Here is a 13,173-nt window from a genome sequence, read left to right as displayed (position 1 = left end):
TAACAATAAACTGTTGTATTTAACTATTTTCATTCTTTAAGGTTAAAACAACTATCTCTGGTTGGTTGAATATCCTAAGTGGAATAATACTATTTCCTAGTCCTCGATTTACAATCATAGTTGTATTATCTTTAACGTACATACCAGATGTGTATTTCGGTAATAATCCTTGATTTGGCGCAACTACCCCTCCTATAAAGGGGATTCTAAATTGTCCACCATGTGCATGACCGGAAAATTCTAAATCAATATTATATCTTGAATACAAAGCTAGTAATTCTGGTCTATGAGATAATAAGATTTTAATATTCGCTTCATCTTTAATTTCATCATTTAAATGTTTTATTCGTTCTTCTGCTATTGATTGTTCTGAATATGATTCATCTCTATAAGAAGGGTCGTCTATTCCTAAAAGGTACATTTTTTGGTTTCCATTTCGTATTTCTGCATATGTATCTCTCATGACATGAACACCTATATCATTCAATGATTTTTCTAATGAATTAAATTTCCCCGAACGCCATTCATGATTGCCTGTCACATAATAAACTGGAGCTATTTGTACTAATTTTTCCATTAACAAAAGGCTATTTTTTTCATTGTATTTATGGGCATCAATCAAATCACCTGTAAATACAATCAGATTCGGTTTTACCTTTGTTATTTTGTTCATTAAGTGTTTTTGATTTTCCCCGAAAGATTTTCCGTGCAGGTCAGACAGTTGTACAATCTTATATCCATCAAAACTTTCCGGGACTTTTTTCGAACTATAATTATACTCAGTCGTAACTATATAATTGTTTTGGAAATAGCAAAAGCATATAAGCAAAATTAAACCTAATAAGAAATATAACAATTTCTTTTTTGTTTTTTTCTTCAAAATAAGTCACCCCGTAATTGTAAACTAAAATTCCATTAACATATTTTTCTTGATGAAATGTTAATACCTGCACGATTTTGAAATTAAGAGTTTTATATTTGTTGTTATATATGATATTTTCTTACTCAAAATCATAAAAACTCTATTTTATTGGATTTATTTACATGAACTAAGGTCCATTGTTTCAATTCCGTCTGGGCATATGTAATAATTCTCATCAACAAAGGCATCTTCCATCGAAAATGAAAACTCATACATTCTAAAAAATATAAAATTTATAGAAATTATTGCCACAATCAAAAGAATCATTAAAGCTACAATTTTTTTAATACCTTTCAACTTGGTATATATCAAATTTTTAAACACAATAGAATGAAGGTATCCATAAAATATGGGAATCATTACAGCTACAATGATTGATAATGTATCGCTTAAATGTAAATTACCAATTATCATTATGCTCCAAAAATTTAAACTAACAAATACACAGAAATTTAGTACGATAAGTATTTGCATGTTTGTTTTTAGTTTTTTATATGTAAATATTCTAAGTAAAACAGAATAAAAATAACCACAAAACAAATTAATAATTAAAGTTATTATTAGAGTATTTAATGCAAAGTTTACTTTTAAACTGGAATTCTCAAATACTTGGTAACTCCACAAATTCAAACCAAAACATAAACAGAAAAGCAATACACTAAGTATTATTTTTTTCAATTTTCATCCCTCCTACTTTCGATATTATACATAAATTGTAAATAACACATAAGAAAATATTAATTATTTAATTTTACTCAAACAAGAACTTGTAAAGGTATTTAATACTTATATTTCCATATCAATTGATTTAAGCGTTTTTTATGCGTAGAATGAATGTAGATATTAGTGAAATGACCCATGTTTATTAACAATTTGTTTAGAAAGGAATTTGGTCTTGAAACACAAAAGTAAATATCCCTTCGAATTAGAGAATACATGTAGAACCTGCGAATTTAATTTTAGCGGTATATGTGCAGGAGGAGGGGAACTAGAATACGGTCAAAGCATTGATAATTTTAAAAGTAGTCGGTCTTGTTGGTCCATTGGACTAGAATATTTCATTGAATGCGAAAAAAAGAAGGAAAGTCTCAATTATAACAATCCCGACATACAAAAAAACATACGAAAGAAAGAAGAGAGCAAAACTAAAATTACTAATGACTTAAAGTACAAAGAAGATTCTGGAATATGGAGGTTTTAATAATGAATGTGAGATATCAGGATTTAGAAGCAAACGTAAAAAAAAGCTTCCAAAGAAGTTTAACGAAATCAGTGAATGACATTTTACTTTTTAACCATGAGCATCCTATGATTTTCATTACAGAAGTAACTGATGAATTCATGAAAGAAGTATTTGTGGATATGCGTTCAAAAAAATACAATCAAAAGTGGTCTGAAGAGGAATTGGAATTCGAAGATGGCGAACTTAAACATATGGTTCAAAAGAAGGTAGATGCTTTAAGAAATAAGAAACCAACAGAAAAACAATTAGAATATTTCAAAGGTATGTGTAAGGATATCAATAAAGATGTGGACTTGCCGGATGATTATTTAGTTTTCCTAAATACCATGATGAAGTTAAAAGAAGAATATAATGAAAAAGGACCAGCAACAGAGAGACAAATCGATGCAGCAAAGAAAAAGTGGAAATTAGCCTTTGATGAAGAATTAGTTATTCATGATAATATCACACGCAAAGAAATCCAAGAGTATTTTGAAAAAGCCCAGAGTATATTTAAAAAATAAAGCACTCTTAGAAATATAAGTAGTTCAATTTTTGTGGAGAAACATACTAAATCACATACCAATTAGCAAAGTAAATCCCATAGTAATTAATGTTGTCATAATTCTTGTTATTTATGGTGTTAATTCGGTTGCTAATTTGTGATAAATATTTACCTATTTTCCAACAAAAATAAATTTTAGCGTATAATGATATAGAATACGTTAATGAACATTAGACACATTATGTACAATAAATTAAAGGAGTTGTTTGATATGAATATTGAAGAAATTTATCAAAATGCTGACATAACTAGTGTATCTAAAAGCGGAGAGTTTAATCGTGTTTTAATTTCTTACGATGAATATGATTTTCTTACACAAAAAGCAGGTGTTGAAAACTCTTTTAAGGGATATAGTGATGATTTCGTTGAATTGGATTATCATAGTGAATTTATACCATTAATCAACAAAGCAAGAAAAATCATGCGTATAATTCATAGCTAAGAGATGATTAAATGACTTATGAAGTATTTTATCAAACTGATAATTCTATAGAATCTATAATCATTGAAGGAGAGACAATTGAGGAAATATAACATTCAATAAATATAGAATTAAAACGTAGAAATGATACTTATAGATATTAAGATTGGCTAAATAATTAATGAACATAACGAAAATAAAATAACAAAAAAAACCACAAAGGACCATTTATTCCTTGTGGTTTTTTTGTTATTTTATACGATAAATCGTGTGTTAATTACGTTGTGAATTCGACTGTTTTTTACACTGTGTTTTTTAAATTTTCTCCACGTTATCTGAACTATTTATTAGAAATATAGTGCTTTATTTTTTATATGTATCAACCATACAATTTCAATGCAGTTGCAATATTGTATAACACTAGCGCAATAAAAATCAGTAGTGCGATACCAAAATATTTTCGTATTATGAATTCGGACTTTATTTGGCTATATTCTTCATTTGAAAACCTTTTAAGTAAGACAGAATATAAACAACCGTATAGCAACGTAATAATCACAAACAGTATAATAGCTACCAATGGATTATTGATTAAACTAGCTACTAATTTATTATGGATTAACATTAGTGAATAAAAATAATCCATAACTACTGTGAGACTCACATAATTCAAAGCAAAGCATAAACAGAAAATTAATACACGAATCATTGTTTTCTTAGCGTCTATATTTAAAAACTTTTCCAGTAAGACAGAATATAAGTAAATGTATAACAATGAAAGAACCACAAACAGTATGATAGCCAATGTATTATCCATTAAATTTAACGAATCAAAATAATCTCCAACTATTTGAAAACTTACATATTCTAAACCGAAACATAAACAGAAAAGTAACAAACTAAGTATTTTGTTATTCATTTTTCATCCCTCCTAGTTTTTCCTATTATACATAGATTATAATTTCCTTATAATTAAATCCCCTTTTTGTTTTTCCTGTTTTATGTAGATTAAAAGAGTTTACCCACATAGGAAAATGAATAGGGAAGTAAGATATTTTTTATAAATACTAATAGAAGAGGTGAAACACATGAACATTATGATTTGGAGCTTAATCACTTTATTGTTTATTTTAAGTTTTGTAGGTTTAATCTATCCAATTATTCCATCTATTCTTATGGTGTGGGGCGGCGTATTACTGTATCATTTTGCAATTAATCCTCATGAACTAACAATGATTACTTGGATATCATTAGGCGTTCTAACTATCTTACTGTTTGTTGCGGATTATGTAGCGAATATATACTTTGTTGAAAAAGCAGGAGGTTCCAAGTGGGGGACGCGAGCAGCTGCTATTGGTTTAATTATAGGCAGTTTTATATTGCCACCGTTTGGCGTTATTTTGATTCCTTTCGTTCTAGTATTTCTTGTAGAAATCACGCAACATAAATCTTCAAGTAAATCACTGAAAGTAGCATTTGCAACATTGATGGCATTCTTAAGCGGAACATTTGCTAAAGGTGTTATTCAATTTATTATGATTGTTATTTTCTTGATAGGTATCTGGATTTAACAAGAATTCTATATAGTTTTTATGTAACGTGCCAAATTTATTGGCACGTTTTTCATTTCATAAGTTATGCGAATTTTATTTGCTACTCCAAATACATGGTATAATTTGTTCAAAAAAAAGACAAAAGAGGAGAAATAACCATGAAAAAACTAAAAGTAACAAGCAATGTTAAGAACCGACTAAGAAAGGTTAGAGACGGAATTGTATACAATGATATCTATTCTGTTATTGATGAAGTAGTAGTTCAAAATCCGAAAAGAGCAGGAGCTACGACAGTGTTTGTTACAATCCATCATGATACGATTATCATTTCTGACAATGGAAAAGGATGCCCAGTACCAGAGGTCTTATTTACATTAGACTTTAGTGGATTTGGACATGGGTTTGGTGAAGGCTTCACTAGTATCTATATGATTGCTGATTGGTTCGAAGTTCGTACGTTAGGATGGAAGGGTTCATTAAATATCAAAGAGGTATTAGATGAAAACAAAGGAGAACTAGATGTTGCAATCAGTGAATCAACGGATTATAAAAATGGATTTGAATTAGAACTCAAAGGAAACAGAATCAGTGATTTTCGTTATGATTTAATGGACTACATTGAAAATGCAGCAAGTATTATTCCGGACATGGATTTTTATATCAATGGGATTCTAGTTGAGAAAAAAGACATCTTTGATATTGTTGAAGCAAGTTCATATACTCGTACATTTAACAATAAGAAATACGAAGGTAGATTGTCTTTAACGGATTCTTATGATTCTACTATCAAGATTTATTTCGAACATCGATATGTAACAGAAGTGGGTTTTGATGGATTAAGCGGTTCTATTTTATTGAAACCAAATGCGGTAAACCTTAGAACACCAGATAGACGAGGTATTATTTACGATTCGAAAGAACGAGAACTTAGAAAACAACTTACGAAAGATGTAAAAACACTTATTAAAGATATGATTAAAATCGGTAACAGCGAAGAAATGAAAAATTTCGCTAAGATTATTAATTATCATATGAACGTAGATGAATACATCCAGTATCTAATGATTGAGTCGAAAAGTATTCTAAATCAATATGAGACGCGAGAAAAGACACAAAAAGAAAATAATGAAATGGTCTGTCACTCCGATTCATCACATGTAGTTCAATTAGTTGAAATGATGGATACAATGAATGAATTAGCTGAAGGAGAAGTTGTTCAGATAACGAAAGAAGAAATTGAAAACGCATCTTCTATGAATGGTAGTTGTGAGCCTGTACAAAACATTTCATCTGTAACATCTTCTTCTCAAGCTACTTATGCAGCACAACATGCACCAGCAGCCGTAGCTGTAATGGAAAAGGAAGATAATGAATCTGAGCCAACAGTGGAAAGTGAAGAAGGCACAAATCAAGTTGTTATGAATACGGAAGAAAAAAGAGATACAAAACGCCTCAAAGAAGATAAAAGAATGACTTCTTATGTAGGGAATAAACCAAATAAAACATCCATCATTCAAAAAGATGATATGAACAAGATATCTATCAAGAACATTAAGTCTAAAAAGAATGTCATTTGGGTTGAAAAAGATAAAGCAGATGATTATGCATCTCTTATTTCTAAATATGAATACTACGGTGTATATACATTTGTATCTCCACATGTTCTATATGATAATGCTTTGGAACATTTAGGTATCCCGCATGTTTCTTCATTAGAAGAAACTGCTATTAAGAAAGACTATAAAGTAATAAAAATCGGTGCTCGAACAAAAAAAGAAGAAAGAGTCATGGAACTTCTTGGATTTATCGAAAAAACACTCGGTATGGGTGAAACATTTAATATTTCTTCTATTGACTGCAAAATGACTGTGCAGCTTAGAGGAACGAAGATATATCGTGAAAAATTACATGTTCATGGTTATGCACAAGGAAACCAAATTCACTTGAATCGAAAGGATTTGAATTTCGGCGGCATTTCTTCTACACAATTAGGAAAGAACAGTTTAAGTATTCACGATGTAAAGTTTATCCTTGGCAATCTAGATACAATCGCACACGAATCAGCACACAATATTTTTGGTACTGAAGATAATACAAAGAAACACTTCGAAAAGCAAATTGAAATACAAAATATAATTTCCAAAGCAATTATGGAAGTTGATAATTTGTGGTAAGACAATTTAAACAGAACACTTCTCTATTTTAGAGAAGTGTTTTCTTTTTGAGTCGTTAAATAAGCATTTCAGTGCTAGAATTTGTTATTTTGAGACATTTCGGATGTAATTCTTTTGTTCTTGATATTCAGATATAGTATAGTGGAAGTACAATATTTAAATGGTTTCTTATTTTGTCATTTTGAAATTTGGGAAATAGTGTTCGTTGTTATTGTTATTTTTTTATGATATTGTTTTTAATATTAGATATATTATTATATGAGAGTGAGGAGAGGAAACGAGATTGTTATTATCGCTTGCAAAAAAACTAGCAAAGAAAAAAGACCCTTTTTGCGATTCAGACCGACTAACAAAAAGTACATATAATACGATACAATATGCAAATGATATTGAATCCTGGGTTCGCGAGGTTACTAAACCTACCGAAGAACTCATTACCTATGGACAGAAATTGTTTGCGGACCTTATAAACGAATCGGAACAATTAGGAATTACTAATCGAATAGACTACGTAGAACTAAAGACAAAGACACGGCTCCTCTCAAAGTTAAAATCCGCCAACAAGGAAATAGCTTCCATTGAAATCAAACATTTTGCAAAAGTGCTCAAATCGTTTTCAATTAGTTTATCGGAATTAACCAAGCACCAATTAAGCTCAGAGGAAAAACATCAAGTATCTTTACTTGTTTCGTTTGTAAGAAAGAATTCAGATTTAGTAAAAAAACTTTTGTGCACAAAGAAATTTCCTTTTGTGGATACAAAAAAATCTATTCATATCCCTTTGTTGTTTGAAAAAAAATACAAGTCATACATCATAGCCATGACATTGGTAGAAGTGTTCAACTATGAAAGTTTAAAACATACTTTTTGCAAGTGACAGATGATATATTTAAACAGAATAGGTCGGTTTTAAAATTCTGAATATTTTATTCAATGAACAATGTTTAACTACAAGATTAATAGTGTTCTTTATAGATATATAAAATTAATATTAGAGCAGAGTAGGGGATTGTAAACATAAAAATTTCATATATTTTTGTCTGTTAAGTAAAAAATCGAGTGATAGATACTCGGTTTTTTCTTTTTTTTATTTAATTTCATAATGAATTCAAAAAAAATACAAAACGCCTTTTTTGAATACATATATATGCTACAATTCCCTTACTGATATGTTACTACTACACTAAAGGAGAATGTATATGAACTTTCAAGAGTTTAAAGCAGCATATATGCAAGAAGTCGAGAAGAAAAATGTAAAAAGAATTCATCATCCAGAAAATGAGAAGATTGTAATTCTGAAGTATACGGAAAGATGCAGATTTGGTCGCAAATGGAATAGAGTTAATATGGCATGCCGTAACTTAGTAGTAAATGAACAAACAGAAGAGATTGTAGCAAGAGGCTTTACTAAATTTTTCAGTCAAAGAGAAAACCGAAAATTTTCTACAGAATATCTGGATGAAAATTATCCATATCATAAGATTGAAGTTACTGAAAAATATGATGGAATGGAAGCTCTGTCTTATATACTAAATGGAGAATTACGATTCGCTTCTGATTGCAGCTTCATTTCTGTTCCAGCTAAAATAGCAAATCAGATTTGGAATGAAAAATATAAACAGGTTGAACATCTAGTTCCTGAGAACACAACACTTGTTGTAGAGGTTATTCATCCTGATGTAAAAGTAGTTACATCTTATGATTTTGAAGATTTAATCCTTGTAGGTGCTGTACATACAATTACACAACATGATTATAACTACGAAGAATTAAAAGAATTAGCAAATACACTTGGGATGAAAATTCCGGACAAGTATGAATTTACATTTGAAGAAGCTGTTTCTGTAGCAGAGAATAGTGAATACAATTTCGAAGGTTTTGTTATTCGCTATGGGAATGACGAACGAATCAAAGTGAAAAATCCAAAACATGTTCATGTATTTAAATGTATACGTGTTATGGAGCGTCCACATATTCTGAAAGCGTGGGTAAACGGAGAACTCGATGGAATCATTGATTCTCTTCCAAATGAATACAAACAGTCATTTATTGATTATAGAAATGAATTTGAAGAGAAGAAAGAAGCGATATTACAAAATGTAAAAGCAACATTTGAAAAAGCTCCTAAATCAACACAAAAAGAATTTGCGTGTTGGGTAATAGAGAACGTAAAAGAAGAATTTACTGGATTAATGTTCGCGTTACAGAAAGATAAATTATCAGAACAAATTTTGAGAATAGCAGTATCGAAACAATAACATATGAAAATTAAGAAGACACCTGGATATTTGAAATACATCTAGGTGTCTTTTTTATTTCAGAATTATGATAAAAACCCGTTTTTAATTATAAAGATATAAAATATTGTAAATGAATTTGAGCAATCAAAAAAGATACACAAAAAACTTTCCTTTTTTTAGGAACTTGATATTATTATATCGTACTTATGTAATGTTTTAGAAAGGAGCGTTCTATTATGAAATTCAAAAGTTTAAAATCAAAAACGTATGCTTTACTGGTTCCTGTTATTTCTGTTGGATTAATAGGCACTATGGTATTAAGCTATTCTAATTCCAAAGACATACTTAACAAAGAAATAGATGAAAATATGAATAGCCAATTACGTGGGATTATTGGAAGTATTGAAAAAGAAGTTTCATCACATTCTAATCTAACTAACATCTTAGTAAATGAATTAGAAAATAAGAATTATAAAGATGCGAATTTAGCAACATTAAATCATTCAATTAAATCTGAATTGAAAAGTAATGAACATAGTTATGGTTTTGGAGTCTTTTTTGAACCTCAAAATAATATATCAAAGTCTACTTATGAATATAGAGACGGTAATGATTTCAAGGTAACATATGAATACAACAATCCGAATAATCATTACACAAATGAAGATTGGTATAAACTTGGGAAGGATAATCAGAAGCTATCTTACACAGAACCTTATTATGACAAGGTATTAAAGAAAACATTAATCACAGTTTCTAATCCATTTTATGATAAAAACAAACAGTTCGCTGGTGTAGTTACAGGAGATTTAGATGTTTCAGGCATTCAAGATATGATAAAAAAAATAAAACTGACAAAAGGTGATAATGTATTTTTATTGTCTAAAGATGGAACTTACTTATCAAATTCAGATTCATCTAAGATAATGAAAGAAAAAATTACAAATGAATCTAATCCATCGCTTGCGAAAATAGGACAACAAATATTAAACGACCCAAATGGGATTGTGAAATTCCAATCAGAAAATAAAGAAGACAAGAGAATTTACTTTGCTAATATGCCTAATACGGATTGGACAGTGGGGATTGTTGCATCAGAAAAAGAAATATTACAACCAGTTTCTACACTTCTAACCAACTTAATAGTAGTTAGCGCAGTTTTAATAGTTGTAATTATTGTTGCGATTCACTTCTATGTTCGCTATATCACTAGAAACTTAAATAAAGTAAAAGATTTATCTTTGCAATTATCAAAAGGAGACCTTACAGGAACATTAGATATTCGCTCAGCAGATGAATTTGGAGCAATGGCTCATAACTTTAATCATATGATAGAAAATCTAAAAACAACTATCTCTGGAGTTATGAATCGAGCAACAGAAGTTTATCGATATGCAGAAGAAGTAAATATCAAATCAAGTCAAAACAAAGAACTTTCTCAAGATATTCAAAAAGTATCAAATGGCGTTGTAGATGGTGCAGAAGCACAAGTTCAGAATTTATCTGATATCACAACAGCTATGAATGAAATGGCAATTGGTATTCAAAGAATTGCTCAATCTTCTTCTTCTGTGACAAATTCTTCTGGAAGCGTACTACAAGAAGTAAATGGCGGAAATGATGTAATAGGAGAAGCTATTAAGAAAATGGAAAATATACAATCTACTGTATCGAAGAGTTCAGAGGTAATCAAAGAATTAGAAGAGCATTCAAAAGAAATCCAAAAAGTTATGGAAGTGATTACGAACATTACAGAACAAACAAACTTATTATCACTAAATGCTTCTATTGAAGCAGCTAGAGCAGGGGAACACGGAAAAGGATTTGCAGTTGTGGCAGATGAAGTTCGTAAACTTGCAGAGCAATCAAAAGCTTCAGCGGCTCAAATTAATGAAATTATAGATAATGTTCAAAAGAATACACATTTAGCAGTTGAATCTATGAAGAACGGTGAGTTATCCGTGAATGAGGGAGTTCAAATCATTAATCATGCTGGAAGTATTTTTAATAGCATCTTCGCAAATGTGCAGGATGTAAATGAACAAATCATAGAAATTTCAGCAGCAACAGAAGAACTTTCTGCGAGCTCTGAAGAAGTAGCAGCTTCTTCTAATGAGGTATTAAATATATCAACAAAGGCTTTGTCTAGTACCAAAGAAGTTACAAAATCATCTTTAAATCAATTAGAATCGACAGATGAGGTATTAGATTCATTAACAAAACTTACTAAAATATCAGAAGAACTACAAGAGGTTATTTCGAAATTCAAAATGTAATCAATACGACTAGTGTTTTTGATAAGTAGTAAACAGGTACAAATCATTGTACCTGTTTTTTTCATATTTTCTTGCTATTATTATAGTTAATATGAAGCTATCAATTACTTAATATCAGGGTTTTAAAAGGAGCGGTAATCAGTTCCTTTTATACTGTAGTTCCTTCCTCAAGAACGAAGTGGTATATGGAGACATCTCAATAATTACTAAGATGGGATTTAATATATACACTTTGACATCCTCCCCCACCTAAAATTCTAACGAATTTTTGAGGAAGGGGATTCCCACGGAGAGCTTCACTGCGTATAGAACGGTCAGTGCCGTAGGTGGTTTCCGTTACCTCCGCGCAGTCCGTTCTCCGTTTATTCAAACGAAAACCGGTAGCACATCAACGGCTAGGAGTTCAGCACAGTCAGGTGCCTTATGTAAGGTATTGAGCCTTACACAGCGGGTTTAAGCCGCAGTTTTTTGCAAATCAATAGATGGTTTTTTGGAAATATTGAAGCTGGCATTTACGTCAGCGTTTATTTTATTTCCACAAGAGCATATGTACCATTCTTTTCTTCGATTGGATTTTTTGACTTTACCACATTTTGAACATTCTTGGCTTGTTTTGTATGGATTCACTTTCTCCACTTTTAGCTCGGCTAATTGTGCTTTGTAAGTGAGTTTCAACTCCAAATCATAGAAAGCCCAAGAATTGATATTTCTATCGGAACGCTTCCAATATTTTTTCATAGAACGAATACTACTTAAATCTTCGATTTTGATAATAGAAGCATTATATTGAATTGCAAATTCAATAATTCGTTTAGAAATCAAATGATTCCAATATTGAACAATACGCTGTTCTTTGTCTTCAAGTCGTTTAACAGCCTTCATATTTTTAGCTTTCATAAGTTTTCTTCTTAACTTGTAGTATTTTCTACGAATATGTCCAATATGTTTGCCATTAAAAGTTACGTATTTACCAGTTTCAGCATCACCAGCTACTGCAATTAAACGTAATCCACGGTCTACACCGATGGATTTTTCTTCTTTTTCTTCCTTTTGTATCTCGAAAGAGATAACAAATGAAAAGAACCACTGTCCCTTTTTAAAAAATAGCTGCCCGTTCCCTTTTTTAGGTTTTGAAATAGATTCATATGATTTTTGATAATATTTACTTTCTTTATCCATTTCACCATTCAATAGGTAATTCACCCAAAATAGGTTATAATCATTTGATTTTAAAGGGATATATTTATCAATCGTGAGATTGCCTTCTTCTAAAGTTGGAATTCCTAATTTCAGAAAACCATTATCAAATCTAAATCTCCAATTTTGGTTATTAAACAAAATAGAGATTCGCTTACGAAACGAAGGAAAACCTTTGGTTTTCTGATTCTTTTTCCAATCCTGAAAACGGCTGATTCCTAATTTTCTAGATTCCTGAATCAGAGTAGAAGGTAATTGAATGTGAGACAGTTTATTATCAATTTCAGAAGCCTTTAACTTTGGATGATTTCGTTTCAAATCCAAAGTATCATTACAGGCAATGGAAAAATTTTGTTGCATAGTTTCATACATTTCTTGTTTTGCTTTTGTAGGTTCGTATAATGGAATTTTCACCGTAATAGTTGGCACAATATTCACCTCCTAGTTGTTGATAGGAATATCATACCAAATACGAACATACGTTTCAATAATTTTCTTTTCAAATCCATAGTGAAAATTAAAAAAGAGCGATTCATCCCCCACCTACCGTTGCGCGCTTGAGGAAGGGGTATTCTCGCTAGAACTGATAAATTATCCCCCAAA

General features: G+C 30.4%; 11 protein-coding genes and 1 pseudogene. 8 read left to right on the top strand and 4 right to left on the bottom strand.

The window, feature by feature from the left end; genetic code table 11:
• Window positions 1–19: 19 nt before the first annotated feature.
• On the bottom strand, window positions 20–880 hold the full coding sequence (locus PDL00_RS05860) for a metallophosphoesterase (RefSeq protein WP_442868309.1): 861 nt from the start codon (window positions 878–880) through the stop codon (window positions 20–22).
• A 156-nt stretch (window positions 881–1,036) separates the two neighbouring features.
• A complete protein-coding gene (locus PDL00_RS05855; protein ID WP_270727442.1) occupies window positions 1,037–1,600 on the bottom strand; it encodes a hypothetical protein in 564 nt (187 codons plus the stop codon).
• A gap of 525 nt (window positions 1,601–2,125) precedes the next feature.
• Here PDL00_RS05855 and PDL00_RS05850 point away from each other — a divergent pair.
• Together PDL00_RS05850 and PDL00_RS05845 are read left to right on the top strand one after the other, a co-directional pair.
• A complete protein-coding gene (locus tag PDL00_RS05850) occupies window positions 2,126–2,668 on the top strand; it encodes a hypothetical protein (protein WP_270727440.1) in 543 nt (180 codons plus the stop codon).
• A 252-nt stretch (window positions 2,669–2,920) separates the two neighbouring features.
• The gene (locus tag PDL00_RS05845; protein WP_270727438.1) at window positions 2,921–3,151 is read left to right on the top strand and encodes a hypothetical protein; all 231 of its coding nucleotides are present in this window, start codon (window positions 2,921–2,923) and stop codon (window positions 3,149–3,151) included.
• Between the two features lie 358 nt (window positions 3,152–3,509).
• Here PDL00_RS05845 and PDL00_RS05840 read toward each other — a convergent pair whose 3' ends face one another.
• The gene (locus PDL00_RS05840; RefSeq protein ID WP_270727436.1) at window positions 3,510–4,049 is read right to left on the bottom strand and encodes a hypothetical protein; all 540 of its coding nucleotides are present in this window, start codon (window positions 4,047–4,049) and stop codon (window positions 3,510–3,512) included.
• 169 nt (window positions 4,050–4,218) lie between these two features.
• On the opposite strand from PDL00_RS05840, the gene PDL00_RS05835 reads away from it, so the two are divergent.
• The 6 genes and pseudogenes from PDL00_RS05835 (at window position 4,219) to PDL00_RS34840 (ending at window position 11,373) form a co-directional block, all read left to right on the top strand.
• Window positions 4,219–4,701 (top strand): DUF456 domain-containing protein, encoded by a 483-nt coding sequence (locus PDL00_RS05835; protein ID WP_270727434.1) that lies wholly within the window; start codon window positions 4,219–4,221, stop codon window positions 4,699–4,701.
• A 140-nt stretch (window positions 4,702–4,841) separates the two neighbouring features.
• Window positions 4,842–6,857, top strand: a complete 2,016-nt coding sequence (locus tag PDL00_RS05830) for a hypothetical protein (RefSeq protein ID WP_270727432.1) — start codon at window positions 4,842–4,844, stop codon at window positions 6,855–6,857.
• A gap of 283 nt (window positions 6,858–7,140) precedes the next feature.
• A complete protein-coding gene (locus tag PDL00_RS05825) occupies window positions 7,141–7,734 on the top strand; it encodes a hypothetical protein (protein ID WP_270727430.1) in 594 nt (197 codons plus the stop codon).
• 322 nt (window positions 7,735–8,056) lie between these two features.
• Window positions 8,057–9,115: an RNA ligase gene (locus tag PDL00_RS05820; protein WP_270727427.1), complete on the top strand. Its 1,059-nt coding sequence runs from the start codon at window positions 8,057–8,059 to the stop codon at window positions 9,113–9,115.
• 218 nt (window positions 9,116–9,333) lie between these two features.
• Window positions 9,334–10,431, top strand: a pseudogene (locus tag PDL00_RS34845) (PDC sensor domain-containing protein); the annotation flags it as partial.
• Window positions 10,405–11,373: a methyl-accepting chemotaxis protein gene (locus tag PDL00_RS34840; protein WP_420107068.1), complete on the top strand. Its 969-nt coding sequence runs from the start codon at window positions 10,405–10,407 to the stop codon at window positions 11,371–11,373. The pseudogene PDL00_RS34845 and the gene PDL00_RS34840, both read left to right, overlap by 27 nt.
• A 453-nt stretch (window positions 11,374–11,826) precedes the next feature.
• Here the strand turns inward: PDL00_RS34840 and PDL00_RS05810 are convergent, their stop codons facing one another.
• Window positions 11,827–12,999, bottom strand: a complete 1,173-nt coding sequence (locus PDL00_RS05810; protein WP_270727421.1) for an RNA-guided endonuclease InsQ/TnpB family protein — start codon at window positions 12,997–12,999, stop codon at window positions 11,827–11,829.
• Window positions 13,000–13,173 lie beyond the last annotated feature (174 nt).

Source organism: Bacillus cereus group sp. TH152-1LC (assembly GCF_027710505.1).
GTDB classification, from domain to species: domain Bacteria; phylum Bacillota; class Bacilli; order Bacillales; family Bacillaceae_G; genus Bacillus_A; species Bacillus_A mobilis.
The sequence above is the reverse complement of the archived record's forward strand: the minus strand, read 5'-3'. Positions and strand labels throughout refer to the sequence as shown.